The sequence below is a fragment of the Baekduia sp. Peel2402 genome, assembly GCF_052567285.1.
In genome coordinates this window covers 3,924,258-3,950,650 of record NZ_CP199582.1, presented here as the reverse complement: position 1 = coordinate 3,950,650, position 26,393 = coordinate 3,924,258, and the positions used below count along the sequence as shown (strand labels likewise).

Below are 26,393 nucleotides of genomic sequence, written 5' to 3'. Positions count from 1 at the left end.
AGCCGGAGCGTAGTCGACCGGTCGGTCCATGAACAAGATTGTCAACAATCTTGTTCGCATCTTGGTAGCGTCGACGACGTCGTGCCGGATCCCGAGCATCCCCTCCCCTCCGAGCGCGCCCGTGCGCTGGTCCGCGGGGCGTTCGATCCGTACGTCCACGTCGCGCCGGACTTCGCGCCGCGGCGGATCACGGACCTCGAGCTGGCGCGCCGCTGCGCCGACCTCGGCCTGGCTGGCTTCGGCCTCATGTCGCACTACACCGCCACCTACGAGCGCGCCGCGGTCGTCAACGCCGCCGTCGGCGCGCCGCTCCCGGTCGCGCTCGGATCGATCGTGCTCAACCACGCGATCGGCGGGCTCAACGCGACGGCGGTGGAGGTCGCAGCACGCCAGGGCGTGCGGTTCGTGTGGCTGCCGACGGTCAGCGCGTGCAGCGAGGTCGCCAAGGTCGAGGGCGCGAACCCCGGCGCCAACGTGCCGGTGTGGGTGCGCTACGAGCTGGAGCTGCGGGCGGCCGGCACGTCACCACGCGCGGTCCCGGTCCTCGACGCCGACGGTGCGCCGCTCCCGGCGTTGTTGGAGGTCTTGAGCGTCGTGGCCCGACACGGGCTCGTCCTCAACACCGGCCACCTCTCACGCCGCGAGGTCTTCGCCGTCGTGGACGCCGCCGCAGACGCCGGGGTCAAGACGATCGTGATCACCAACCCCGAGTTCCCCTCGCACCGGATGACGCCCGCCGACCAGCAGGAGCTGGCAAGCCGCGGCGCGCTCTTCCAGCGCGCGCTCACCACGCCCTACACCGGCAAGTGCACGTGGGAGGAGATCTTCGCCGCCACGCGCGCCGTGGGCGCCCGACACACCGTCTGGGGCAGCGACCTCGGGCAGGTCTTCAACCCGCCGGTCGAGGACGGCCTGGCCCTCATGGCCGACGCCTTCCTCGCCGCGGGGTTCAGCGAGCAGGAGGTCCGAACCATGGCGGTGGACAACACGCGACGTCTAGCGGGAGTCGACGCCGATGCCTAAGCGCGTGCAGGTGATCGGCGCCCACAGCGCCGACTTCGTGTGGCGCGCGGGCGGCGCCGTTGCCAAGGCGGTGTCCTTGGGTGGGCAAGCCGAGGTGATTGCCTTGAGCTACGGCGAGCGCGGCGAGTCCGGCGAGCTGTGGAAGCAGCCAGGGCAGAGAGTCGAGAACGTCAAGAAGATCCGGCACGCCGAGGCCGAGGCCGCGGCGGCCCACCTCGGCGCGTCCTTCACGTGCTTGGACCTCGGCGACTACCCCTTGCAGATCGACGGCGACCGCCTACTGGAGATCGCCGAGGCGATCCGCGCGTTCGCGCCCGACGTCCTGATCACCCACACCGCGACCGACCCCTTCAACCCGGACCACCCGATCGCCCACGGCGCCGTGGACCGCGCCCGGTCGCTGGCCGCGGGCGCGGGCGTGACGAGCGCGTTCGACACCATCAAGCCCCCGCAGCTCTTCCTCTTCGAGCCCCACCAGCCGGAGCTGTGCTCGTTCACGCCGACCGTGCACGTCGACATCACGAGCGTGTGGGAGCAGAAGCTCGCGGCGATGGGCGAGATGAAGGCCCAGCAGTACCTGCAGACCTACTACGCCCAGCGCGGCGAGCACCGCGGCAACCACGCGCGCCGGGCCTCGGGCCGCAGCGAGGTCAAGTACGGCGAGAGCTTCATGCGCGTCCTGCCCCAGGTGGTGGGGGAGCTGTGAGCGCGCTGACCGACGAGCTGGCCCGCCTCGGCGCGGCGACCGTCTACGAGGCGTCCGGCCGTGAGGGGCTCGTGGACGCCGACCTGATCCCGATCGTCCCCGGGGCGCGCGCCTGCGGCCCCGCCCGCATCGCGCGCTGCGCGCAGGACGACAACTTGATGGTCCACGCGGCGATGGCCGCACTACAGCCCGGCGAGGTCCTGGTGCTGACGATGCCCGAGCCGACGCCCGTCGCGTTGTTGGGGGACCTGCTCGCGACGCAGGCGCTGATCCACGGCGCGGCCGGGATCCTGGTCGACGCGGCGGTGCGCGACTGCGCCGACCTGGAGGAGATGGGCCTGCCGATCTGGGCGCGGTGGGTGCGCTCGCGCGGCGCGCTCAAGGACACGCCGGGCGAGCTGGACGTGCCCGTGGTCGTGGGCGGCGCGCGGATCCGCCCGGCCGACCTGGTGGTGATGGACGCCGACGGCGCCACGGTCGTCGCGGCGGAGCGGGCCGAGGACGTGATGGCGGCGTCGCTCGCGCGTGAGGGCAAGGAGCGCCTCAAGCGCGAGAAGCTCCAGGCGGGCGCGTTGTCCTATGAGTTGGACGGGCTGCGCGCGGTGGTGGAGGGCCCGTGAGCGAGATCGCCCACCTCGGCCCGGTCGAGCTGCTCACGCCCAAATTCGACGCGTCGCTGGCGTTCTTCACCGACGTCATGGGGTTGGAGATCCACGCGCAGGAGGGCGACTCCACCTACTTGCGCGGGTGGGGCGATTACCAGCGCTGGTCGCTCAAGCTGACGGCGTCAGACCGCTCGGGGATGGGCGTGCTCGGGATCCGGGCGTGGTCGCCGGAAGCGCTCGAGCGGCGGGTCGCGGCGATCGCGGCGACCGGCCTGGGCGGAGGCTGGACCGACGGCGACCTCGGGCGCGGGCCGTCCTACCGCTTCCGCGACCCCGACGGCCACGTCTTCGAGATCTACTACGAGTGCGAGCGCTACGTGGCACCGCCAGGGCTGGAACCGGCGCTGAAGAACATCCCGGGACGCAACCTCGGGCGCGGGATCGCCTGCAAGCGGCTCGACCACATCAACATCCTGGCGGCCGACGTGCGCGCGAACCGCGAGTTCTGCACCGACGCGCTCGGCTATCGGCTGTACGAGCGGATCGAGCTGGACGACGGGGTCGAGGCCGGCGCGTGGATGAGCGCGTCGATCGCCGCACACGAGCTGATCTACACCCACGACGCGCGCGACGCGCACGGGCGACTCCATCACCTCGCCTTCTGGGTCGACACGCGCGAGGAGTGCCTGCGCGCCGCGGACCTGTGGCTCGACGCGGGCGTCGAGATCGAAGCGGCGCCGTCCAAGCACGCGATCGCGGCCGGGTTCTTCTTGTACGGGATCGAGCCCGGCGGCAACCGGATCGAGGTCACGACCGGCGGGCGCTTCGTCTACGCGCCGGACGAGCCTGTCGTCGTCTGGACGGAGGCCGACCGCAAGAAGGGCCAGGCGTGGGGCGTCAAGACGGTGGAGTCGTTCCACACGTACGGGACGCCGCCGGTCGACTGATCGAGTCCTAGGCCTACGGGTCGGCGCGCCGGTCGCTGCCCGCGACGCCGTCCCAGATCGCCTGCGCGTGGCCGAGCCACTCGGAGTCGCGCGGCTCCTCGACGACCGGGACGCCGGCGCCGGCCAGCGCGCCGTGGACGCTGAAGGCGACGCCGTCCTCGATGCGGACGGTGTCGTCGGGCTCGCCCAGCTCCATCCCGCCGACGATCCAGCGCGGCGCGTCGACCGCGTCCTGCGGGCTGTCGCCGTCGAGCAAGCGCAGCAGGACCTGCGTGAGGATCTGGGCGTGCACGCGGCCGCCCATCGTGCCAAGCGCGCCCTTGAGGTCTCCCGTGGCGGGGTCGGTCACCAGGACCGGGAGCAGCGTGTGCGCCGGGCGACGGCCGGGCGCGAGCAAGTTGGGGTGGTTGGGCGTGAGGCTGAAGAACGCGCCGCGGTTGTGCAGGACGATGCCGGTCGTCGGCTCCAGGATCCCGGAGCCGAAGCCGTGGAAGAGGCTCTGGATCAGCGAGACGGCGCGGCCGTCGGCGTCGGTGGCGACGACCGCGACGGTGTCACCGGTCGGCCGCGGACGGCGCTGGACGGCCACCGGCGCGCGCTGGGTGACCGCGCGATCGGCGAGGTCCGCGAGATGTGCGGGATCGAGGAAGGCGCCGGCGCCGACCCCGCCGTGAAGGGGATCGCCGAGCAACGCATCCCGGTCGGCGGCGCCGAGGCGGAACAGCTCGGCGAGGAGCTGCGGTGCCACCGAGCCGAGGCGATCGACGACGGCCAGCGCCTGGAGCAGCAAGACGCCGGAGGCGTTGGGCGGGCTGGTGTGGACGTCGAGGCCGAGCGCGGCGACGGTGGTCGGCGGCGTGATCTCGGGGGCGAAGGCGCCGAGGTCGTCCTCCGTGATCGCCACGCCGGGCACGCTGGCGAGGGCGCACGCGATCGGACCGGTGTAGAGCGCCTGGGCGCCCTCGGTCGCGATCGTGCGTAGCGTCGCGGCAAGTGCGGGTTGTTGAAGGACATCACCGGTGGCCAGGCGGCGGCCGTTGGGCGCGAAGACCGCGGCCAGGCCGGGGTCGGCGAGATCCGCATCGGCGATCGTCGCCCCGAGCGACCGCGCCACCGGCACGCCGCCCTCGGCGTAGGCAATGGCATCGCGAAGGGCGTCCTGCCACGAGCGGGTGGCGCCGCGCTCGTGCAGCGCCGCCCACCCCGCGACGAGCCCGGGCACCGTGATCGTGTCGGGGCCGGTGATCGGCATCGACGACCCACCGCGCGCGCGGATCGCCTCCGCATCGGCGCGCGCGCCCGCCGGCCCGCTGGCGTTGACCGACTCGATCGTGCCGTCGGCGTGGCGGACCACGGCGAACAGGTCGCCGCCGAGCGCGCAGTTGTGCGGGTAGATGACGGTCAGCACCGCGGCGGCCGCCAGCGCGGCGTCGACGGCGGTGCCGCCCGTCGCCAGCGCCCGCTCCCCGGCCGCCGTCGCCGCGCGGTGGGGCGACGCGACCGCGCCCGGGTCAGGCATGCGCGCCTCGGCCGAGCGATGGGCGGTCGGTGGCGAAGGCGGTCGGTACAGCGCTGCGGTCGAGGAGCACGTCGGCGGCAATGCGGCCGGAGGCCGGGCCGAGCGAGATGCCGTACGGGCCGTGGCCGGCAGCGACATGGAGGTCTTCGACGCCGGGCACGGGGCCGAGGAGCGGAAGGCCATCCGGCGTGACGGGACGCGCGCAGGTGGCGGCCTTCACGGTACGCGCGGAGGCGAGGATTGGGAGAAAGCGTGCCGCGCGGGAGAGGATGGCAGCGGCGTAGGTGGTCTCATCCGGGGTCTCGATGGTGCGCGAGGCGCCGAGGACGGTCACATCGTCCAGCGGCGTCGCCTCGAACTGGACGCCGGCGTCGAACGGCTCGTCCCACTCCTCGATGCGATGACGTACACCATGACCGGGCGGCAGCGCGACCTGCATCGTCACACCCCACAGGGCGCTCACCGGCGACCACTCCCCGGTCGGATCGGCGAGCGCGGAGGACCACGGGCCGGCGGCGACCAGAACGCGGTCGGCGGCGTGCAGCGTGCCATCGTCGGCGCGGGCGCCCACGGCGCGGCCGCCAACAACCTCCGGCACGGCGCGAACCCCCTCCACGATCGTCGCCCCGAGCGCGCGGGCCTCCTCGGCGAGGCGGTGGGTGGCGGCGGCGGGGTGCGCGGGATAGCCGGTGCCATGCACCAACACTCCGTCCAACCCCTCCGCCATCTCGGGCTCGACCGCGCGCAGCGCCGCGGCGTCCAGCGGCTCGGCGCGTAGGCCCGGGAAGGCCGCGGCGCCCGCGACTGCCGCGTCGGCGTCCGGCCCGACCACCAGCAGCCCCGCCGCCTCGTCGCCGATCACGCCAAAGCGCCGGTGGATCGCGACCGACTCCTCGTACAACTCAGAGCGCACCGCATCCATGGGGTGCTGGATCGATCCCGCGTTGCGGCCGGACGCCGCGGCGGCGACGGCCTCGGCCTCCAGCAACGTCACCGACGCGCCCGCCTCCGCGAGGAACAGCGCCGCCGACACCCCGACGATGCCGCCGCCGATCACCACCACGTCGCTCATGCGGCGCGGGCGGGTTCGGCGGCCAGGAGCGCCAGCGCGTGCTGGGCGGTCGCGCGGCCCGAGGCGATCGCGCCCGCGATCCAGCCCCCGTGCTCGGGCGCGACGTCGGACCCGGCCATCAGCACGCGGCCGTGCGGCGCGGCGAGCGCGTCGGCCAGCCCGGCGGACTCCCAGCCGGCCGGCGGCGTCGCCCACGCGCCCCTGGAGAACGGGTCCGCGTTCCAGTTGTAGGTGTCGATCGCCTGCACGCGCGCGTCCGGAGCATAGACCCGCAACGCGGCTTCAAGGCCATCGTGGTCCGCGGGATCGATCGCGCCGTCCATCGCGAAGCCGACGACGAGCTGGCCGTCGCCGTGCGGCTGCCCGATCGCGGTCAGCCAGTGCAGCGGTGTCCCCCACCCCGCGCCGATCAGGCCGTTCGGGACGCCGGTCGCCGACATGAACACCTTGGTCGGCCGGCACGGATGGCCGGTGGCCAGCGCGCTGCTGCGCGGGGCGGTGAACCCGGGCCGGACGTCGAGCGACCCCATCACGTTGATCGGGATCGCCAGCACGCAGAAGCGCGCCTCCAGCGTCTCGCCGTCGAGCGTACGCACGCAGACGCCGCGATCGCCCTGCTCGATCGCGACCACCGGGCGTGAGAGGTCGGCCGGGCAGCCGAGGTCGGCGGCCAGCGCGCCCGACAGCGCGTTCGTGCCGTCGGCGAAGACGTGCTTGAGGTGCGAGGCCATCGCCCACGCGCCACCGCCCTCGGCGACGACGCTGAGCAGGCCGCTGGCCGGCGTGACGTCCATCGGCGCGCCGCTCATCAGCCCGCACCAGCCGTAGATGAAGTCCCTGGTCGCGGCGCTCGGCGCGAGGCCGTCGAGCCAGTCCGCGGTGCTGACGTCGGCCGCCGCCCGCTGCGCTGCGTCGGCGTTCGCGTAGCGCCGCCCGGCCTCGTTGATCGCGACGACGACGCGCTCTAGGTCACCGCCCTCGGCGATCGGCACCGGCAGCCCGGCGCGCAGCGTCCCGCCCGTGAACCAGCGGGCGGCCGCGTAGGGCTCCGCCGGCGCAATCGAGATGTTGTAGCGGTCGACCTCGTCGCGCAGCGGCCGCTGCAGGTCGGCGTCGAACCAGCCGCCGCCGCGCTCGATCGTCGGCCCGTCGCCGCCGAACGGCGCCGACCAGACGCGTCCGCCGAAGCGCTCCCGCGCCTCGACCAGCCGCACGCGCCGGCCGGCCGCGCTCAGATCACGAGCGGCGACGAGCCCGGCGACGCCGCCCCCGACGACGATCACGTCGAGGCAGGCCGGCAGGCTCATGCCGCCTCCATCATCGCGGTGCGGCGAGCGCCCGCGGCCCACCATTGGGAGGCGTCGTCGCAGGGGCCGTTGCGGCGGACCCACAGCTCGCCCTCCCGGACGTCGAGCGCGATCGTCGCCAGGGTCGCCCAGCGGTCGCCGAGCTCCGCGGCGGGATCCGGATGGCAGCAGACCGCACCCGAGCCCCCGGCGTGCGAGGCCATCAACAACCGCAACGCCTCGCGTCCGGCCGGAGTGCGGCCGTACAGCGCGCGGTTCAGGACGTCCTGGCGCAGGTAGGAGTCCGGCCCGGCGCGGGGCGCGCGGTCGCCGACGGCCGCGGCCGGGTCGAGGCAGTGGTTGGTGCGGATCAGCAGCCCGTTGGCCGACGGCGTCACGAAGCGCGGACCCTCAGGGACCAGCTCGGCCGACACCGCGCTCTTGCCCGCGTTGCCGGCGCCGATCACGGTCAGCGCGCTCGACGCCGAGACCTCGGCGGCGCCCAGCAGCGCCAGCGCGTGGGAGGCGTCGTCGGCCTGGTCCAGCACCATGCGCGCGAGGACGTGCAGCGGCGCGCCGATGCCGCCGGACGCGGCGGCATCGCTGCGGTGATGCAGGATGTTGAAGTGCAACCCGACGCCGCGGGAGCTGACGCCGATCTTCCCCAAGATCCCGTACTCGGTCAGCAGGTGGACGACGCGCCCGTCCTCGTGCTCGATCGTCCAGACGAACCACGAGTCGGCGAAGTGGTCGTGCCAGTCCCAGGTCTGCATCGTCAGCGGCGGCTGGCCGTTGGGACCCAACACGACCACGGTCGAGCACTCGCCCCGCCCGCGTGCGCCGAGCAAGGCCAATATCTCGGTGCGGGCGTTGAGCGCCGCGATGTGCGCCGGATCGGTGCCCGCGCCCAGGGCGATCCCGCGGACCTCGGCCGCTGACGCCGCGCTGACGCCCTCGATCGCCTTCAGCGCCTCGCGGCCGAGCGCGGCCAGGTCCACGACCCCGCCGGCCACCGCGCCAAACAGACGCTCGTAGCCCTCGATCGTCCGCTGGATCGCGTCGGCGTGCGCGACGCCCAGCTCCTCGCCGCGCTCCGCGGGCGACATCGGCGCGGAGTGATGGGTGACGATCCCGTCGGGGGGACACGGCGTCTGGGTCATGTTCATCGACTACGATCGGGCAGCATGGATGGCGAGACGATCTGCTGGATGCCGGCGCGTGAGCTGGCCGCCGCGATCGCCACCGGCCGCCTGAGCGCCACCGCGGTGCTGGAGGCGCACCTGGACCAGATCGCGCGGGTCAACCCCATGGTCAACGCGATCGTCACGCTCGACGCCGACGGCGCGCGGGCGCAGGCCGAAGCGGCGGACGCCGCGCAGTCCTACGGCGAGCCGCTGGGCCCGCTGCACGGCCTGCCGGTCGCGATCAAGGACCTCGAGGACGTCCGCGGCGTGCGCACGACCTACGGCTCGGCGATCTTCGCCGACCACGTGCCCGATGCCGACTCGCTGATGGTCCAGCGGCTGCGCCTCGCGGGCGCGATCATCATCGGCAAGACCAACACGCCCGAGCTGGGCGCCGGATCGCAGACCTTCAACGAGGTCTTCGGCCCTACGCGCAACCCGTTCGCCCTGGACCGCACGTGTGGCGGGAGCAGCGGCGGCGCGGCGGTCGCCGTCGCCTGCGGGATGGTCCCGATCGCCGACGGCTCGGACCTCGGCGGCAGCGTCCGCAACCCGCCCGCGTTCTGCTCGGTCGTCGGCCTGCGGCCATCGCCCGGCGCGATTCCCGCCGACGTCGAGGGCGGCGACCCGTGGGAGTCGCTGTCGGTCTACGGCCCGATCGCGCGTAGCGTCGACGACGCCACGCTGCTGTACGGCGCGATGGCCGGCTTCGACCGGCGCGACCCGCGGTCGTTCCCCATGCGGCGCGTTGATGCCCTGGACCCGGTCGCCGATCGCGCCCTGGCGGACCTGCGGATCGCTTGGAGCGAGGACCTCGGCGGCCTGCCCGTCGAGCGCGCGGTGCGCGACGTCCTGACCGACGCCCGCGCGCGCCTCCAGGACGCCGGCGCGCGGATCGCCGACGCCGAGCCCGACCTCACCGGCGCCGACGAGGCCTTCGACGTCCTGCGCGCCCTCGGCTTCGCCACGACCGTCGCGCCGCTCGCCGCTGAGCACCCCGGGCGGATGAAGGACACCATCACCTACAACCTGGAGAAGGGCCTGGCGCTGACCGGCGCCCAGATTGGCGGCGCGCTGCGCGCCCGCGAGCGAGCGTACACCGCCATGCGCGACTTCCTGGGGCCCGGCGGGCGCCGCGTCACCACGGACGGCTTCGACGTCCTCGCGCTGCCGGCCACCCAGGTCGCGCCCTTCGCCGTCGACGTCCCCTACCCCACGTCGGTCGAGGGCGTCGAGATGGAGGACTACATCGCCTGGATGCGGTCCTGCTCCCGGATCACCGTGACCGGCCACCCAGCGATCAGCGTCCCGGCGGGCTTCACGGCCGACGGGCTGCCCGTGGGGCTGCAGCTCGTCGGCCGCCACCGCGGCGAGCGCGGCCTTCTGGCGGCCGCGCGGGCGGTCGAGCGGGCGCTCGCCGCCGCCCGCCGACCACCGCTGGCCGTCGCCTCTTCCGATCAGGACCGGAACAACCCGTAGTACTTGGACTGGATCGCGGTCAGCTCGGGCGTGTTGATGCCGGAGCTGTACTTGGAGAGGACGTCCTCCGGGATCGCGGTCATCGGGTTCTCGGCGACCTTCTCGGGGACGTAGTCCAGCGAACCCTCGATCGGCGTGTTGTAGCCCATGTAGGACTGCTCCTCGCCCGCAACCTTGGGGTCGAGCACGTAGTTGATCCACGCGTGGGCGGCGACCGGGTTCTTGCTGGCGGCCGGGATCAGCCACTCGTCGGTCCAGTACCAGCCACGGTCCTGCGGGACGAAGAAGCCGATCTCGACGCCCTTCTTGGCCGCCGTGTCGGCCGCGCGAGCGATGTCGCCGTTCCAGCCGACGCCGACGTCGATGTCGCCCTTGCCGAGGCGCTCGATGTAGGTCGAGTTGATGTTGGTGATCGCCGGCTTGGCGGCGCTCATCAGCTTCATCGCCTCCTTGTAGTCGGCGTCCTTGGTCGACGAGGCGTCGAGGCCCAGCGCGAGCAGCGCCAGCGGGATCGTCTCGCCGGAGCCCTCGATGAAGTTGATGCTCTTGCCCTTGAGCCTGGGGATCAGCTGCCACCAGCCCAGCAGCGTGTCGGGCGGGTCGCTGACGACGTCCTTGCGGTAGTAGAACGACGTGACGCCGTAGTCCTTGGTCACCGAGTGCTTGTTGCCCTTGTCCCAGGCGTTCTGGGTGAACTTGGGCTGGAGGTTCTTCAGGTTGGGCAGCAACGAGTGGTCCAGCGGATGCGCCAGGCCCTTCTGGACGATCTCGGGGACGTAGCCGCCCGACGGGACGACGATGTCGTAGTTGGAGCCGCCGGCCGAGAGCTTGGCGATCAGCTCGTCGTTTGAGCCGTAGCCCTCCACCTTGGTCTTCGGGCCGAACTTCGACGTGTAGGCCTTGTAGTGCGCCGGGTCGACGTAGTCGGGCCAGTTGGCCATCAACAGCGGGCCGGCCTCGATCTCCGTACCGAGCTTCTTCGTCGTGACAGAGGCGTTGCCGCCACCTCCCCCCGCGCTGGACTTGCCGCCGCAGGCGGCCAGGAACAGGGAGGCCAGGCCACCCGCGCCCGCGACCATTGCCCGGCGCCGGGTCATCCCACCCGTCGGGGCGAGGATCTTGATCTCGTCGTCCTGCATGTTGTGCGTGCTCCTCGTGAGGGTGTTCAGGTGGTGGACGTCTGGCGGTTGCCGACGCGCAGGGCGAGCGCGGCCAACGCGAGACCGACGAGCGTCACGCCGATCATCATCGTCGCGGCCGCGTTGAGCGTCGGGCTGAGGCCGAAGCGCAGCGCCGAGAGGACGTGCAGCGGCCAGGTCTCGTGGCCGGCGCCGGACGTGAAGTTCGAGATCACGACGTCGTCGAAGGAGAACGTGAAGGCCAGCAGCCCGCCCGCCAAGATCGCGGGCAGCAGCCGGGGCAGCGTGATCTGCCAGAACGTCGAGATCGGGCCCGCGCCCAGGTCGCGGGACGCCTCCTCCAGCGTGTCGCCCATCGACAGGAAGCGCGAGCGCACGATCAGGATGACCAAGGACATGTTGAACACGCAATGCCCGAGGAACATCGTCAGCTCGCCCAGCTCGAAGCCGACGTTGACGAAGAAGATCAACGAGGCGATCGCGATCACGACCTCCGGCACGACGACCGTCAGCAGGATCACGACCTCGGCCGGCGTGCGGATCCCCATCTTGGCGCGGGCCAGCGCGAGCGCCGCAGCGGTACCCAGCAGCGTCGAGACGATCGCCGTGGTGATGCCGATCCGAAACGACCGCGTGATCGACTCGGTGATGCCTTCGTCGTCCAAGGCCTTGGAGAACGCCGAGGTCGAGAAGTGGTCCCACTGCGTCGTGTAGCGGCCGCCGTTGAAGGCGTAGATGATCACGATGATGATCGGGAGGAACAGCCCGATGTAGACCAGCGCGCTGTAGCCGCCCAGCAGCGACGGGACCGGCACCAGCCGCGTCGCGGCGAAGATCAGGCCGGCGCCGACCAGCGCGGCAACCAGGCTGCCAGCGCTGAGGTTGCCGCCGAGCAGGCCGGCGACGAACGCGACGACCGCGATCAGGCCGGCGACCAGCACCAGCGCGCCGGCGAAGGCGGAGAACTTGCCGAGAGCGTCACGCATCGCGGATCTCCGTCGCACGGGTCGAGAGCCAGAGGTAGAGCACCAGGAAGATCGACAGCGCTCCCATGAGCACCATCGCGATCGCGGCGCCGAGCGGGTAGTTCTGCTGCTCCAGGAACGCCCGCTGGATGATGTTGCCCATCAGGTCAACCTTGCCGCCGCCGAGGATCTGCGGGATGACGTACTCGCCCATCATCGGGATGAACACCAACAAGGTGCCGGTCGCCAGGCCGGGGATCGCCAGCGGCAGCGTGATCTGGCGCAGCGCCGCGAAGGCGTTGGAGCCCAGGTCGTTGGCCGCGTCCAGCAGCTTCCAGTCCAACCGGTCCAGCGAGGCGTACACCGGCAGCACGAAGAGCGGTAGGTAGTTGTAGACGATGCCGATCTGGACCGAGGTGTTGGTGTACAGGATGTGGAGCGGCTCCTTGATGATCCCGAGGTCCTCCAGCCCGGTCGACAGGATGAAGTGCGGGTCCAACACGATCAGGAACGAGTAGGTGCGGATCAGGAACGAGGTCCAGAACGGGACGATCAGCAGCCCGAGCAGCAGGTTCTTGCGGTTGGCCGGCGCGTAGCGGGCCAGCCAGTAGGCCATCGGGAAGCCGACGACGATCACCAGCAGCGTGCCGATCGCCGCGAAGCGCAGCGTGCGGGTGAAGACCTTGATGTAGACCTCGTTGAAGGCCAGCGAGAAGTTCTGGGTGTCGAACCCGTAGGAGACGTCGCCGTAGCCCAGCGGGGTGGCGACCGAGAAGGCCACCAGGAACGCGAGCGGCACCAGGAAGAACGCGGCGTAGTAGGCCAGCGACGCGCCCAGCAGCGTGAGCGGGTAGCCCTCAGGCCGCGGGATCAGGCGCAGCTTGGCCAGCAAGAGGCCGCCGGCAACGAAGACCGGCAGCGCGATCAGGACCAGCAGCGCGCCGGGCGCCAGGCCGGTGACGAAGCCACCGAGCTCGACGTAGAGCACGGCGACGAGCGCGACGGCGGCCAGGCCGATCAGCGCGCTGAGCATGCGGCGGCCGCGCGTGGGCGCATTGGCGGTGGTGGTTGCCGCGGTGCTCGGCGGCGGCGCCGTGGCGGTGGCAGCTATGCGACCACCGCCGTCGCGGAGAGCGCGCGGTCTTCTGAGCCCTGCGGCGCGAGCAGCAGGCCCGCGCCGGCGTGGAAGTCGATCGCCAGGCCGTCGCCGGGACGCAGCGCGGCGGCCGCGTCGTTCTCGGGCGTACGCGCCTGGCGCAGCAGCACCTCGTCGCCATCGCCGACCTTGGCAATGACCTGGAGTCGGTCGCCGAGGACCATCGCGGTGGCGACCGTCGCGTTGGCGTCGCCGTTGGTCGCGGGCTTGAAGGTCCCGCATTCGGGACGCAGGCCGACGTGGACGGCGGTGCCGTTGGCGACGTCGGTGAGGCGGCGGCCGAGCGGGACCTTCAGGCCGCCGGGCAGCTCGGCGACGTCGCCGGCCACGGTGCCGTTGACGGTCGACATGTCGCCGATGAACCCGGCGACGAAGGTCGTGGCGGGCTCGTCGTAGAGCTCGCGCGGCGGGGCGAGCTGCTCGATGCGGCCCTTGTCCATGACCGCGATGCGATCGGCCATCGCCAGCGCCTCCTCCTGGTCGTGGGTGACGAACACGAAGGTGATGCCGACCTCGGCCTGCAACCGCTTCAACTCGATCTGCATGGCCTTGCGCAGCTTCTGATCCAGCGCGCCGAGCGGCTCGTCGAGGAGCAGCACCTTGGGGCGCATGACCAGCGCGCGAGCGAGCGCGACGCGCTGCTGCTGGCCGCCGGAGAGCTGCGAGGGCTTGGCGTTCTCGCGCCCGGTGAGGTGCACCATCGCGAGGGCTTCGGCGGCCTGCTTGCGGCGCTCGCCCTTCTTGACGCCGCGCTGCTTGAGCCCGTAGGCGACGTTGTCGATGATGTCGAGGTGCGGAAACAGCGCGTACTGCTGGAAGACCGTGTTGACCTCCCGCTTGTGCGGCGGGATCCCGACTACCGGCTCGTTGCCAATGAAGATCTCGCCCTCGGTGGGCTGCTCGAACCCCGCGATCATCCGCAAGGTGGTGGTCTTGCCGCATCCGGACGGGCCGAGGAGCGCGAGGAACTCGCCGTCCCGGATGTCCAGATCCAGCCGGTCGACCGCGGCGACGTCGTCGAACCGCTTGGTGACGCCCCGCAGGGACACCACCGGCTGCGTGTGCTCCATGCGGCGAATGTACGGGCGCCGTTGGGCGATGACATCGACCGTTGTGTCCCTGCCTGGCCGCCCGAGAGTCACACAGTGTCATGTGGGGCGACCGCGTGTCGGAACCGCGTCCGACCGGGTGTCGAGATTTTGTAAGACCTTCAGCGCCCGGCGATGAGCCCGGCGAGCTTGGCGGCCAGCGACGGACGGCCGGTGCGGGCCTCCCGTTCGTCGGCGCGGCGGTAGAGGCCATAGACCGCGTTGACGCCCGCAAACCGCAGCGGTTCAGGCTCCCAGGGGCGCGCGAGCGGGCCGACCCAGGGGAGCCTGGTGAGCGGCGTGTCCTCGTTCAAGATGAGGTCCTTGAGGGTCCGACCGGCGAGGTTGGCGGCCGCGACGCCCTCGCCGACGTAGCCGCCGGCGTGAGCGATCCCGGTCGCCTTGTCGAGGCCGACGGCGGGCGCCCAGTCGCGCGGGACACCCAGGACGCCGTGCCAGGCGGCGTCGACGCGGACACTCTGTAGGGGTGGGAAGAGCTGCTTCAGCCGCTCGTGCAGCTCGTTCACCGTCTGGGTCGGGACCGGGCCTTCGCGGTCGGTCTTGGAGCCAAAGCGATAGGGGACGCCGCGGCCGCCGATGGCGATGCGGTCGTCGGGGGTGCGCTGGGCGTAGATGTAGCGGTGGCGGCCGTCGAGGAGGGTCTCGGCGTCGTCCCAGTTGAGCTGCTTCCAGGTGGCGGCGTCGAGCGGCTCGGTGGCGATCATGGAGGAGTTCATGGGGATGAGCGCGCGGTGCAGGCCGGGGAGGTCTGCGGTGTAGGCCTCGGTCGCCCGGACGACGAAGCGCGCGCGCACTTCGCCCTGCGAGGTCTTGGCCTGGCCCGGGGCGATCGCCTGGACGGCCGACTGCTCGTGGATCACCACGCCCAGTCGCTCGGCCGCTTCGGCGAGGCCGTGGACGAGTTGGGCCGGCTGGACGCGGGCGCAGCAGGGCGTGTACCTCGCCCCCACCACTCCGTCCACCGCCACTCGCGCCGCCGCCTGCTGCGCGTCGAGCAGCTGGTTGTCGTCGTCGCGCCAGCCCCACTGCTTGTCCTCCGCGACCCGGGCCTCGACGATCGCCAGCTCCAGCGGCGTCTGCGCGACGTGGATCGAGCCACCCTTGTAGAAGCCGCACTCGATGCCCTCGCGGACGACCGCCGCGCCGACCTCGTCCACCGTGTCGCGGATCGCCTGGCCGAGGGCGATGACGGCGTCGCGGCTCGTCTTAGCGGCCCACTTCTCGCGGTTGCCCGCCAGCTCGCCGACGACCCAGCCGCCGTTGCGACCCGACGCGCCGAAGCCGACGGTGCGGGCCTCCAGGACGACGACCTCCAGGTGCGGCGCGGCGCGCTTGAGCTCATACGCGGTCCACAGGCCGGTGTAGCCGGCGCCGACGATGCAGACGTCGGCGTCGCGAGCGCCCTGGAGCGCAGGGCGCGGCGGGGCGGTCCGGCCGGAGGTCGCGTCCCAGAAGGAGATCGTCATGGACATCACCTTGCCACGCGCGCGTGCGGGGTTCTGCCGACAGGCCGTCACACGGTCGCCGTGAAAAGGCGACGGGCTGTCCGTTGTGGGCGGCGGGGTCTGACGTCAGCGTTGGGGGCATGAGCAACGCAGACGGCGCGATCCTCGGCGCCTCGATCCGGACGATGGACCCCGAGGCGCCGGTGGCGAGCGCGGTGGCGTGGAAGGACGGGGTGGTCGTGGCGGTGGGCTCCGACGCTGATGTGCGCTCGGTGGTGGGGCCGTCGACCGAGGTTCTCGATGGTGCCGGGTTGCACGTGACGCCGGGCCTGGTCGACGCGCACATCCACCCGTTCCACGGGACGATCAACACGCGCGGGGTCGACCTGCGCGACGCGCTGACGCTGGAGGAGGTCAACGCGCGGTTGACGCAGGAGCGCGCGCGCTGCGGGCCCGACACGTGGGTGCTCGGGCACAGCGTGCGCTACGAGCCGTTCCACGCGTCGGGGATCACGGCGGATGCGATTGCGGACGCCGTCGGCGACGTCCCAGCGTTGTTGGGGTTCTACGATGGACATACCGCGCTGGCGACGCAGCCGGCGTTGTGCTTGGCGGGCGTGGACGGGGCGCGATCGTTCGCGGAGTTCGCGGAAGTTGTGGTGGATGGCGCGGGCGTGCCGACCGGTGCGCTGCTGGAGAACGGCGCGATGGACCTGGTGCGCGAGGTGGTGCCGTCGTGGTCTGACGCCGAGGCGTTGGACCACTACGCCGCGACGTTGCAGGCGTTCAACCGCGTGGGGTTGACCGGGGCGCACGTGATGATCGGCGACCCGGAGATCGTGGCGATCGTGCGCGCGTTGGAGGCGCGGGGTGATCTCAGCGTGCGGTTGTTGGTGCCCATGCACCAGGCGCCGGGGATCACCGACGACGAGGTCGCCGTGCACCTCGGGCTCCTCGGCGAGGGCGGGCGGCGCTGGGCGGTGCGCACGGCGAAGTTCTTCCTGGACGGCGTGCTGGACAGCGGGACGGCGTGGCTGGTGGAGCCAGGGCCGGGCGGGTTGAACAAGGACCCGTTCTGGCCGTCGGTCGAGCGCTATTCGTCGTTGGTGGGACGGTTCACGGAGGCTGGTTTCTCGTGCGTCACGCATGCGGTCGGCGACGGCGCGGTGCGCGGAGCTCTTGATGCCTATGAGAAGGCAGGGCCCGCGGCGGACGGGCGGATGCACCGGATCGAGCACCTGGAGACGGTTCTTGATGCTGATCTGCCGCGCTTCGCCGCGCTGGGCGTCGCCGCCTCCATGCAGCCGCTGCACATGGAGGGCTTGGACGATCCGTCAACACCATCATCTTGGTCGGACGGGCTGAGCGACGGCCGCCTGGAGCGCGGGTTCCGAGCGGCGGACCTCGCCGCGGCGGGCGCGGTGATCCCGCTCGGGTCGGACTGGAGCGTCGCGGACTTCGACCCGCGGGTCGGGATGGCCTGGACGCGGCTGCGGCGCAAGCCGGGAGTCGTCGATGGCCGTGTTCCCTACCTGCCGGAGCAGGCGCTTTCGGCCGAACAGACGTTGTGCGGGTACACGACCTGGGCGGCGGCGGTGGAAGGGCCGGGCGTGACCTACGGCAGCTTGCGCGTCGGCATGGCCGCCGACATCTCGGTCTTCGGCGAGGACCTCGTGACGACCGACGCAGACGCGCTGCCCGACGTCCCCGTCGCGGCGACGATCGTCGACGGCGAGGTCGTCTTCCGGGCGGGCGGTCTCGAGAAAGCGCCCTCCTGAGGCCGAAAGTCGAGACGGAGCTAGGCGAGAGGTGGGCCGCCGCAGGGCGGGCCGTCCATCATGCGCTTGGCGCGGAGGGCGAGGTGGAAGCCGAGGCGGGTGTCTTCGTCGTAGAGGGAGGTGTCGAGGAGCTCCTCGATGCGGGAGATGCGGTGGTAGACGGACTGGCGTTCGAGATGCAGAGCGCGGGCCATGCCGGTCTTTTGGCCGCACTCGACGACGAAGGCTTCGAGGGTCGGCAACAGCTTCAAGCTGCGGTTGTGGTCGTGGGAGAGGATCGGCTCGAGGCGGCGCTCGACGAAGGCGCGGACGTCGGGGTGGTCGCGCAGCTGCCACAGCAGCCGGTCGAGGTCCGGGATGGAGGCGTCGCACCAGCCGATCGTGGGCGCGGTGCGGCGGAACGCGGCGGCGTCTACGACCTCGCGCAGCTCGTCGGCGACCTTGGTCCAGGTGGCGATGGAGGCGCCGACGTGCAGCGTCCCGGCGCCGGCGTCGCCGAGGTGGCGCTTGCAGGCGGCGGCGAAGACGCGGGCGAGCTCGTCGGCGCGGGCGCCGCGCTGGTCGGCGGAGGCAAGGCCGACGACGAGCGCGACCTCGTGACCGCCGGGCAGCAGGCCGCCGATCGCGGGCACGACCTGCGCAGTCAGGTGCTGGCGGACCTCCTGCCAGACCATCGTCCACGCGATCTCGTCGGGGCCGTGCTCGGCGCCGGTCGGCATCGATGGGACGACGACGCAGGGCAGCAGGTGCGCGACCCCCGCCGGGAACCCGAGGATCGTCAGCTGTCGCGCGATCTCGGCCTCGCTCAGCTCGCGCGACATCAGGTTGGCCAGCACGTCTCCCCGCGCGCGGGCTTGGAGCACCTCCTCCTGGCGGGCCTGACGCATGGCCAGGGCGACCAACCCCGCGGCGCGCTCCAGCGCCGGCCGCGTGATCTCGCGCAACGGGCCGTCGATCCCCAGCGCGACCAGCCGGCCGTTCGCGCGCTCGCGGCCAGTAGGGACGGCGACGGCGCAGGACACGGGCGCCGACGGAAGCCCGCGACGGACCGCGTCCCACTCCCCCACGACCGCAGCGCGATCGCGCGCGTGGACCGCTTGATATAGGAGTTGGCCGTCCTCGCGCTCCAACACCACCGGGTTGCGGATCTCGTCGGCGACGGCCTTCAACAACTCGGGGATCCCGCCGCCCTGGACCATGATGTCCGTGAACGCCCGGTGCAGCTCGTCCACCCTGCGCAGCAGCTCGAGGTGGCCGGCCTGCACGTAGGAGTTGATCCGCTGCGTCGCGTCAACGAACGGGATCTCGCGGTGCAGCGCGATCACCGGCAGCCCGTGCTCGTCGGCCACGCGCGCCAGCGCGTCCGGCACCGCGTCAAAGGCCGTCCCCAGCTCGATCACCAACGCCGCCACGCCGCGCTCGGCGAGCCCGAGGCCGAAGCGACGCAGGCCCGCCGCGTCGGTCGGCATCCGCACACCGGTCGTCAGCACGAGCTCGCCGCCGCGCAGCAGCGCCGCGATGTTCGGCACTTCTGACGCGTGCGCCCAGCGCACCGGCGACCCGAGCCCGGCCCGGCCGGCGACGACCTCCGGCGCACCCGCGCGCAGCTCGTCGAACCGCAGGACGGCAGCGACCGTCAGGCCGTTCCCAGCATCAACCCCAACATCAGGGCGTGCGTCTTCAACCTCCCGGCGTGGGGCCAAGGGGCGGGCAGCGTCAATCGAGGCCAAGGGTCGATCCTCCTCAGGACGAGACATCCGACGACCCGTGCCTACGCTACGGCGCCCCGACCCTGCTCGTCAACCACCGAACGGGCCATGTTGCCGCCCGCCCGGTTCGCCCCTCGGTCAGGGCTATGAGATCCGCTCAGTCGCCGCGAGACCGCGCCACGCGCAGCGCGTCGGCGGCCGCCGGGATCTCGCGCTCGAGATCCAGCTCGACCGGACGCCCGTCCGGCTGGGGCAGCTTGTCGCCGAACTCCTCGGCCTGATCCAGCTCGGCCAGGAACGGCGACAGGTACCGCCCCGCGACCTTGGTCGGCGGCCAGAACAGCGCGTGCCGCGCCGTGACGCCCTCCGGGTCCTGAGCCGGGTCGTGCCGGATCCAGCGCTTGCCGCGCCCGGTCAGGACGACGCCGCGCAGGATCGGGCGAAACGGCTCGACCTCGACGCCGGTCGCGCCCGCCGCCACCGCGATCGACCGCGCGGCCGCGTCGGCCTGCTGCGCCGCCAGGCCGCCCTGCTTGACCGGGAACGCGATCGCGTCGCCCGCCGCCCACACGCCCGGCGTGTTGGCGACGCGCCCGAAGTGGTCGGTCAGGACGAACCCGAGCCGGTCGCTCGGCAGCCCGGACACCGCGGGCCCGGCCGCGGTCGGCAGCGTGATCGTCCGCGCCGCGCCCAGCGGCTTGCCGTCGGGCAACAACACCAACTGGTCGTCGACCTCGCTGACGTAGGCGTTGAGCTCGATCGCGACGCCCGCCTCATCGAGGTCCTCACGGATCCCCTCCCCCGCGGCCCCGCCGAAGTTTGCCAGCGGCGAGGCCTCCGGCGTGTAGATGGTGATCTTGACGTCATCGATCCCCATCCCGCGCGCGTCCCACGCGGTCATCAGCGCCAGCTCGTAGGCCGGCAGCGGCCACGTGTTCGCGGGCGGGACGACGAAGGCCACCGACTTGGTGTAGCCCTCTTCCAAGTCCCTCAACAACCCACCGAAGACCTCGGCGTCGGTCTCGGGCGTCCAGGTCCGCGCGCCGGGGAACGCCGAGGCGCTCTCCGCGCCGACGGCAACCAAGAGCATGTCGTAGGACAACCGGTCTCCGGCCGCCGTGACGACCTCGCGCGCGCTCGCGTCGACCGACGCCAGCGCGTCGCGCCGCAGCGCCACCCCGATCCGGTTGGTCAGCGCGGCCAGCGGGTGCGTGTGCGCGTGCCCACGCCCGAACGGCTCGGCGACCGACATCGGCCGGTAGGAGAACTCGGCCTCCGGGCTGATCACCGTGATCGCCACCAGGTCGCCTGCGAGATCCCGCAGCGCCAAGGCCGCTTCCAGGCCCGCCACACCGCCGCCTGCGATCAGCACCTGCTTGGGCTCTGCCATGGCTCTGAGCTTAGAACGCGGTGTGTGAGGCACCACATCACCCTCCGCGGGTGACGTTCGACCACGCGACCGTGCGGGAGCGTCCTCCCATGAGGTCGTATGAGATCAGCGTGCGCGGCGTCCTCGATGCGGGGATCGTGGAGGAGTTGGGCGTCCGGTCGATTCAGGAGCGGCCGGCGAGCACGGTGCTGCGGGCCGACGTCAGCGACGACTCCGGCCTGGACGACGTCCTCCAGCAGCTGTCGGCCCTCGGGATCGAGCTCTTGGAGGCGCGGCAGGTTGGTGGCGTCGACGACCCCTCGGCGCGGTGATCATCGATGGGCCGCTCGGACGTCGAGATCCGGATCCGAGGGCGCCTCGACGACGACGGCGTGCGTCGCCTCCAGGAGGCCTTCGGCACGCTCGACGTCTCCGAGACGACGCTGACGGGCGAGATCGCCGACCAGGCGCAGCTGCAGAGCGCGCTGGCGCTCCTGCGCGAGCTCGGGTGCGAGGTCGTGGAGGTGCGGCGCGTCAGCGGCCGCTAGGACGGGCGGGCGCCCAGCGTCCCGGGCGCAAGCAACCCGAGCGCACGACCGCGATCGACCGCCTCGCGCCGGCCGTTGACGCCGAGCTTGCGATACAGGTTGCGCAGGTGGCTCTTGACGGTGTTGAGCGTCACGTACAACTCGCCCGCGATCTCCTGTGAGGAGAGCATCGTCGGCAGGAAGCGCAGGACCGCCAACTCACGCTCGGTGAGCGGCTCGCGCAGCGGGTCGACCGGAGCGCCGACCGGCTGCGCGGTCCCGGTGGCCGTCAGCTCCAGAACGTCGCCAACCAGTGCGCGGTGGCTCGTCCCCGTGCGCAGGACGCGCGCCAGCAGCGGCGCGCATCCCTCGGCGGCCAGCGCGAGGCGCAGGCCGTCGGCTTCGGCGAGGTCCAGCGCGCGCCCGATCAGGCGCAGCGCAGCGGGGCGATCGCCGGTGGCCTCGGCCGCGCGGGCCGCGGCCGACAACGCGGTCACGGCGAGCGGGAGGGGCAGACCCGACCGCTCAGCGACCGCCTCCGCACGCGCACGGGCGACCTCGGCGTCGCCCAGCGCCAGCTCGGCCTCGGCGCGCGCGATCTGGATCAACGCGCCATCCCCGGCGACGTCGTCCAGCAGCGCGCGGGCCTCGGCGGCACGATCCAAGTTCACCAACAACACCGCGCGCAGCGCCAGCGACAGGCGCGCCAGGCGCCGCGGCGCGGGCGTCGCCCATCCGGAGCTCGCGCGCGTCAGCCCGCCGAGCGCGGCCTGGCGCTCGGCCGGCGTCGCGGCCGCCATCGCGAGGCGGCCCCGGACCGTCTCCAGCGCCAGCGACGGCAGGCGCCCACCGCCACCCGGCGCCAGCGCGAGCGCGGCCGCGGCGCGACGCACGGCGACGCCGGCTCCAACCATGTCGCCGCGCTCGCCGGCGACGAGCGCCCGGGCCAGCTCGGCCTCGGGGATCCAGGAGCCGGCGGCGGCGCCACGATCGCCCGCCGAAAGGTCCGCCGCGGCCAGCGCGGCCTGGCGCACGTGTCCGTCCAACGCGTAGCACCAGGCGCGCAAGGCCTCGGCGCGGCGGGCGAGCCCCGGCAGCCTCGCCCGCCCAGCTTCGACCGCCGCGTCGCGCAGGCGGCGCTCGGCGTCCGGGTCGCCATCGGCGACCAGGGCCTCGCCGAGCGCCAGGAGAGCGACCGCCCGGGTCGCGACCGCGGTCCGGTCCTGCGTCGCGGGGCCGTGCAGGACGACCGCGGCGTGGTGGCGCACGCCCGCGACGTCTCCGGCCCGCAGAGCGGCGAGCGCGCGTACCAGCGCCAGGCCAACGCCGAGGCGGCCGCGGCGCTCGCCGGCGGGCGCCATCGCGTGCGCCTCGGCCTCGGCCAGCAGCGCGCGCGCTGCCGCGTCGCGACCCTCTCCGAGCGCCTGCGCCGCCGCGAAAAGCGCCATGAACGGATGGCGCGACAGTACGGCGGGCGGGACATCACGCAGCGCGTCATCGACCGCGGAGCCGCCCTCAGCGGCAGAACCCCCGGCGCCAGCGGCCGCGCGCAGCAGCAGGCCGTGGTCGCGCAGCAGCGCGTCGACCAGCTCCCAGGCGCCGGAGCGTGCGGCGTGGCGCAGCGCCTCGGCAGGTTCGTCGTCGCGCAGGAAGCGCGCGGCGCGGCGGTCTTGCTCGGCGATCGCGCCGGCGCCACGGCGGCGCAGCTGCGAGCGCAGCAGGTCAGCGAAGAGCGGGTGGTAGCGATACCAGTGACCGCGGCGGTCCAGCGGCTCGACCAGCGCGTGCCGACGAACCAGGTCCTCCAACATGGCCTGCCCACCGAAGCCCTCGGTGAGCGCGTCAGCCAGCGGACCTGAGACGCGCCGCAGCACCGAGGTGCGCACGAGCATCTCGCGGACCTCGGGCGGCTGGCGGTCGAGCACCTCGTGCACGAGGAACGCGACGACCGCGCGGTCGTCGCCCGCGAACTCCCGCACCGCCTCGCCGGGGCGCTCGTGGTCGACCAGCAGCAGCGCGGCGAGGCGCAGCCCGGCGGCCCAGCCCTCGGTGCGGCGGACGAGCAGCGCCAACTCTTCGGCGGTCAGCTCGACGCCCTGACGCACGAGCATCGCCCGCGCCTCGTCGGCCGTGAACGCGAGATCGTCCCCGCGGATCTCATGCAGGCGCCCTTCGACGCGCAGACGGTGCAGCGGCTGCCGCGGATCGACGCGGGTGCTGACGATCAGGCGCACCGACGGATGGTCGATGAGGCGCTCGGCAAACGCGGCGAACACGGCGTCGTCGGCCTCGTGGGCGTCGTCGACCACGACCAGAAGAGGGCTGCGCCGCGCGTCGAGCGCGCGCAGCACCTCCGTCTCGCCGCCCCGGGCGGCGCCGCGGCCACCGCTGGCCAAGGCGGCGGCGAGCCGGCGCCAGAGCGCGCCGGCGTCGCCGTCACCGCGCGGGGTGAGAGCAACCCACGCGAGATCCGCCCGGGTGCGGACAGCGGCCCACTCGCGGAGCGCGACGGTCTTGCCCGAGCCGGGCGCCGCCGCCAGCAGCGTGAGCCCGTCGGTGGTCGCGCCGTCGAGCAGCGCGCCCAGCCGCGGCCGCGGGACCAGGGCGGCTCCTGGGGGAGGACCGGTGACGCCCCTGGCCTGGTTCGGCCCGCCGCGGGAGCGGCCGGCCGGGCGAGACGGCGTACCTGTCGCAGGTCGGCTCACGATCGCCATTCATGCACACGCCTTGATCGGGCGCCTCCATCGATCCCGATGATCGTCACTCCAGAATCTGGCCTAAGATCAGCGTTGCTGCGCGGTGAGCAGTCGTAAATCCCTAGCGCGCGAGACCGCGTCGCGGCGCGACGAGACGCCGAGCTTCTCGTAGATGTTGTGCATGTGCGTGCGCACCGTCGCCTCCGAGACGTGCAGGGCATCCGCGATCTCGGCCGCCGACAGCTCGGTCGGGAGACGTCCGAGGACGGTCCGCTCACGGTCGGTCAGCGGATTGAGGATCTCACCCTCGGGCGCAGGCCGCCCGGTGGCGAGGTGCTCGCCGAGCTGGAGCACGAACCCCGCGTGCGCCGTGCCGCGATCGAGGTGCCGGCCGAGCAGCTCGCGTAGCCGGACGCCGTCCTCCAAGAACGGCCGCATCACCCCTTCGGGCGCGGCGCGATCCAGCGCGCGCTCCAGCGCCGCATGCGCCGCCTCGCGATCGCCGAGCCGATCGGTGGCCACCGCGAACGTCGACAGGTGCCAGACGTCGAGGCCCGGGACGGGAGCGGTGACCGCCCACGGGTGCAGGCGCCGCGACGCCTCGTCGGGCGCCCCGCGGGCCAGCGCCGCGCGGGCGGCGACGAGGTCGACCACCGGCGCCGCGAACGGGTCACGCTCGCGCTCCAACCGCGCGAGCAGCGCGCCAGCCTCTTCGACGCGACCGGCGCGCGCCAGCAGCCGGACGCGCAACACCTCGATCGTGCGCGCGTCCGGCGGCGGTGCTGCGCAGCGCTCGCGCATCGCGACGGCTTCGGCGAGTCGCTCGGTCGCGCGGTCGTCGTCGCCCTCGGCGTCGAGCAACAGCGCGTCCAGGAAGTGCACGTGGAACCAGAGCTCAGGGCTGCGTGTGGCGCGCGCGGCGGCGCGGGCTTGCTCGAGTCGCGCATGGGCGACTGCGCGGTCGTCGCGGGCGTAGGCGACCTCGGCGAGCACGAGCGCGCGGCGCGCGCGCGTCGCGGCGCGCGGCGTGTCCTCGGGCACCGATGCGACGAGACGCTCGGCCTCGCCCAGGCGCCCGGCGGTTACGGCCAACTCGGCGCGACCGACCCGCGCGCGAGAGAAGATCGCGCACGCCCGGCTGCGCTCGGCCAGGCCGGCGGCGAGGCGGAGGTGCTCGTCGGCCTCGGCGACGCGGCCCTCGACGATCTCCAGGCGGGCGAGCTGGAGCAAGGCATAGGCCTCGAGCCCGTGCGCCTCGGCGTCCTCGTCGGCGCTCGCGCGCGCCCGCGCGGTGATGCGATCGACCGCCGCCTCGATCGCGTCGCGGTCACCGGCCGCGCGCGCCGCCGCGACCGCGACGGCCAGGCCGACGGCGTCCGTGCCGAGATCGGCCGGTGCGACCAGCGCCCGGGCGGTCTCCGCGTCGCCAATCTCCAGGAGCGCGAGCGCCGCGGCAGCGCGACCCGCGCGCGACGGCGGCGGGGCGAGGCCGATCGCGCGCGGAGTGGGCGCGGCGAGCCGCCCGGCCAGCAGCAGCTCGATGGCACGACCGGCGAGGACGTCGTCCTCCAACAGCGCGGCGCCCATGTCGGGCGGGTCGCCGGCGCCGTTGCCCGTGACGGCCGGCGCAGGGCGCGCGGCCAGCTCCTGGCGCAGCGCGCGCAGCACGGGCCGCGCGAAGCGCCATGTGCCCTCGTCCGCGCCGCGGCGCAGGAAGACGCGGGCGGCGATCAGCCATCGGAGGCGAGCCGCGGCGGCGTCGGAGTCGAGGCCGAGCACTTCGGCGATCCCGCGCGCGTCGAGCTCGTCCAGCGCCGACAGCGCGACCAGCTCGTCCAGCGCCGACAGCGCGACCAGCTCGTCCAGGACCGCGTCGCCGGCGACCGCGCCCAGGACGTCGCGCGCATGGCTGCCGCGCAGCCCGCCTCGGCCCGCAGCCGCCGCCAGCCGCACGCCCGCGCACCAGCCGTCGGCCTCGAAGGCCACCGCATGCGCCTCGCCCGCCGTGACGCCGTCCCAGCCCCAGGCCTCCAGCGCGGCGCGAACCTCGGCGGTGCCGAGCGCGAGGTCGTCGGCGTCCAGGAGCAGGACCGGCGCGGTGCGCCCAAGCTCCAGCGCGCAGAGGCCGAGGTCAGCGCGGCTGGCGATCACCGCCGCGACGCCCGCCGCGCGGTGGGCCAGCGCGTCACCGAGCGCGACGCGGGCGTCGGCGTCCAGCGTCTCGGCCGCGTCGACGACGAGCAGCGCCACGGAGCCGTCGCGCAGTCGCGCCACGGCATCGGCGGGATCGGTCAGCGACAGCGGCTCCGCGGTGTCAGCAGCGACCACGCGGCCCGCGAGCCACTGGCGCAGCAGGACGGTCTTGCCCGTCCCTGGCTCAGCGGCGAGCAGCACGACGCCACCCGCGTCGGCAGCCGCGTCCAGACGCGCCCGCAGAGCCTCGCGACCGATCGGCCATTCCGGCGACGTCGACGTCAGCACGCGCCTGCTCTGCTCCCCCTTGATCTCCGCCCTCCTCGTCACATCGCGGGTTCGCAGACGTAGCGTCCTCTCAGCACCGACCGCAGTCAACGCGACGATCGAAATCGCACAGCTGTTTTCGCCGAGGTGGCGCACAGACGCTCACCTATGGGACATCACCCGCCGCGGGCGGGGCGTCCTCACCCTCGCGAACCGGAC

General features: G+C 73.1%; 21 protein-coding genes. 8 read left to right on the top strand and 13 right to left on the bottom strand.

The window, feature by feature from the left end:
• The first annotated feature begins 81 nt into the window (after positions 1-81).
• The 4 genes from ACT01A_RS19250 to ACT01A_RS19235 are packed head-to-tail and all read left to right on the top strand — an operon-like array spanning position 82 to position 3,281.
• Positions 82-1,023: a DUF6282 family protein gene (locus ACT01A_RS19250; protein WP_445148713.1), complete on the top strand. Its 942-nt coding sequence runs from the start codon at positions 82-84 to the stop codon at positions 1,021-1,023.
• Positions 1,016-1,729, top strand: a complete 714-nt coding sequence (locus ACT01A_RS19245) for a PIG-L deacetylase family protein (RefSeq protein ID WP_445148712.1) — start codon at positions 1,016-1,018, stop codon at positions 1,727-1,729. Before ACT01A_RS19250 ends, ACT01A_RS19245 begins: the two co-directional genes overlap by 8 nt.
• The gene (locus tag ACT01A_RS19240; RefSeq protein WP_445148711.1) at positions 1,726-2,349 is read left to right on the top strand and encodes a 4-carboxy-4-hydroxy-2-oxoadipate aldolase/oxaloacetate decarboxylase; all 624 of its coding nucleotides are present in this window, start codon (positions 1,726-1,728) and stop codon (positions 2,347-2,349) included. Before ACT01A_RS19245 ends, ACT01A_RS19240 begins: the two co-directional genes overlap by 4 nt.
• Positions 2,346-3,281 (top strand): VOC family protein, encoded by a 936-nt coding sequence (locus tag ACT01A_RS19235; RefSeq protein WP_445148710.1) that lies wholly within the window; start codon positions 2,346-2,348, stop codon positions 3,279-3,281. The genes ACT01A_RS19240 and ACT01A_RS19235 overlap by 4 nt, the downstream gene beginning before the upstream one ends.
• A gap of 13 nt (positions 3,282-3,294) precedes the next feature.
• On the opposite strand, the gene ACT01A_RS19230 is transcribed toward ACT01A_RS19235, so the two are convergent.
• Genes ACT01A_RS19230 through ACT01A_RS19215 form a run of 4 tightly spaced genes read right to left on the bottom strand, consistent with a single transcriptional unit; the run spans position 3,295 to position 8,318 of the window.
• The gene (locus ACT01A_RS19230; protein ID WP_445148709.1) at positions 3,295-4,800 is read right to left on the bottom strand and encodes a gamma-glutamyltransferase family protein; all 1,506 of its coding nucleotides are present in this window, start codon (positions 4,798-4,800) and stop codon (positions 3,295-3,297) included.
• The gene (locus ACT01A_RS19225) at positions 4,793-5,872 is read right to left on the bottom strand and encodes an NAD(P)/FAD-dependent oxidoreductase (RefSeq protein ID WP_445148708.1); all 1,080 of its coding nucleotides are present in this window, start codon (positions 5,870-5,872) and stop codon (positions 4,793-4,795) included. Before ACT01A_RS19225 ends, ACT01A_RS19230 begins: the two co-directional genes overlap by 8 nt.
• The gene (locus tag ACT01A_RS19220; RefSeq protein ID WP_445148707.1) at positions 5,869-7,179 is read right to left on the bottom strand and encodes a flavin monoamine oxidase family protein; all 1,311 of its coding nucleotides are present in this window, start codon (positions 7,177-7,179) and stop codon (positions 5,869-5,871) included. The genes ACT01A_RS19225 and ACT01A_RS19220 overlap by 4 nt, the downstream gene beginning before the upstream one ends.
• Positions 7,176-8,318 carry a C45 family autoproteolytic acyltransferase/hydolase gene (locus ACT01A_RS19215; protein WP_445148706.1) on the bottom strand — a complete coding sequence of 381 codons (1,143 nt, stop codon included), beginning with the start codon at positions 8,316-8,318 and terminating at the stop codon, positions 7,176-7,178. The genes ACT01A_RS19220 and ACT01A_RS19215 overlap by 4 nt, the downstream gene beginning before the upstream one ends.
• Positions 8,319-8,342: 24 nt before the next feature.
• Between ACT01A_RS19215 and ACT01A_RS19210 the strand changes: the two genes are divergently transcribed.
• Positions 8,343-9,821, top strand: coding sequence for an amidase (locus ACT01A_RS19210; RefSeq protein WP_445148705.1), 1,479 nt, complete (start codon positions 8,343-8,345; stop codon positions 9,819-9,821).
• On the opposite strand, the gene ACT01A_RS19205 is transcribed toward ACT01A_RS19210, so the two are convergent.
• The 5 genes from ACT01A_RS19205 to ACT01A_RS19185 form a co-directional block, all read right to left on the bottom strand.
• Positions 9,800-10,960, bottom strand: coding sequence for an ABC transporter substrate-binding protein (locus ACT01A_RS19205; protein WP_445148704.1), 1,161 nt, complete (start codon positions 10,958-10,960; stop codon positions 9,800-9,802). The two genes, ACT01A_RS19210 and ACT01A_RS19205, sit on opposite strands and share 22 nt — an antisense overlap.
• A gap of 26 nt (positions 10,961-10,986) precedes the next feature.
• Positions 10,987-11,946, bottom strand: a complete 960-nt coding sequence (locus tag ACT01A_RS19200) for an ABC transporter permease (RefSeq protein ID WP_445148703.1) — start codon at positions 11,944-11,946, stop codon at positions 10,987-10,989.
• Entirely contained in the window at positions 11,939-12,958 is a 1,020-nt protein-coding gene (locus ACT01A_RS19195; RefSeq protein ID WP_445148702.1) for an ABC transporter permease, read from the bottom strand. The genes ACT01A_RS19200 and ACT01A_RS19195 overlap by 8 nt, the downstream gene beginning before the upstream one ends.
• Before the next feature lie 74 nt (positions 12,959-13,032).
• Positions 13,033-14,151 carry an ABC transporter ATP-binding protein gene (locus ACT01A_RS19190; protein WP_445148701.1) on the bottom strand — a complete coding sequence of 373 codons (1,119 nt, stop codon included), beginning with the start codon at positions 14,149-14,151 and terminating at the stop codon, positions 13,033-13,035.
• A 140-nt stretch (positions 14,152-14,291) separates the two neighbouring features.
• On the bottom strand, positions 14,292-15,656 hold the full coding sequence (locus ACT01A_RS19185) for an NAD(P)/FAD-dependent oxidoreductase (protein WP_445148700.1): 1,365 nt from the start codon (positions 15,654-15,656) through the stop codon (positions 14,292-14,294).
• Positions 15,657-15,775: 119 nt separating this feature from the next.
• Here ACT01A_RS19185 and ACT01A_RS19180 point away from each other — a divergent pair, with 119 nt between their 5' ends.
• The gene (locus tag ACT01A_RS19180) at positions 15,776-17,413 is read left to right on the top strand and encodes an amidohydrolase (RefSeq protein WP_445148699.1); all 1,638 of its coding nucleotides are present in this window, start codon (positions 15,776-15,778) and stop codon (positions 17,411-17,413) included.
• Between the two features lie 20 nt (positions 17,414-17,433).
• On the opposite strand, the gene ACT01A_RS19175 is transcribed toward ACT01A_RS19180, so the two are convergent.
• Together ACT01A_RS19175 and ACT01A_RS19170 are read right to left on the bottom strand one after the other, a co-directional pair.
• Positions 17,434-19,116 carry a PucR family transcriptional regulator gene (locus ACT01A_RS19175; RefSeq protein ID WP_445148698.1) on the bottom strand — a complete coding sequence of 561 codons (1,683 nt, stop codon included), beginning with the start codon at positions 19,114-19,116 and terminating at the stop codon, positions 17,434-17,436.
• A gap of 163 nt (positions 19,117-19,279) precedes the next feature.
• Positions 19,280-20,512, bottom strand: a complete 1,233-nt coding sequence (locus ACT01A_RS19170; RefSeq protein WP_445148697.1) for an NAD(P)/FAD-dependent oxidoreductase — start codon at positions 20,510-20,512, stop codon at positions 19,280-19,282.
• A gap of 89 nt (positions 20,513-20,601) precedes the next feature.
• Between ACT01A_RS19170 and ACT01A_RS19165 the strand changes: the two genes are divergently transcribed.
• Both ACT01A_RS19165 and ACT01A_RS19160 read left to right on the top strand, forming a co-directional pair.
• Positions 20,602-20,823 (top strand): hypothetical protein, encoded by a 222-nt coding sequence (locus ACT01A_RS19165; protein WP_445148696.1) that lies wholly within the window; start codon positions 20,602-20,604, stop codon positions 20,821-20,823.
• 6 nt (positions 20,824-20,829) lie between these two features.
• Positions 20,830-21,039 carry a hypothetical protein gene (locus ACT01A_RS19160; RefSeq protein ID WP_445148695.1) on the top strand — a complete coding sequence of 70 codons (210 nt, stop codon included), beginning with the start codon at positions 20,830-20,832 and terminating at the stop codon, positions 21,037-21,039.
• Here ACT01A_RS19160 and ACT01A_RS19155 read toward each other — a convergent pair.
• Both ACT01A_RS19155 and ACT01A_RS19150 read right to left on the bottom strand, forming a co-directional pair.
• Complete coding sequence (locus ACT01A_RS19155; RefSeq protein WP_445148694.1) at positions 21,036-23,723, bottom strand: LuxR C-terminal-related transcriptional regulator; 2,688 nt, start codon at positions 23,721-23,723, stop codon at positions 21,036-21,038. The two genes, ACT01A_RS19160 and ACT01A_RS19155, sit on opposite strands and share 4 nt — an antisense overlap.
• 78 nt (positions 23,724-23,801) lie before the next feature.
• Positions 23,802-26,195, bottom strand: coding sequence for a LuxR C-terminal-related transcriptional regulator (locus ACT01A_RS19150; protein WP_445148693.1), 2,394 nt, complete (start codon positions 26,193-26,195; stop codon positions 23,802-23,804).
• Positions 26,196-26,393: the final 198 nt, after the last annotated feature.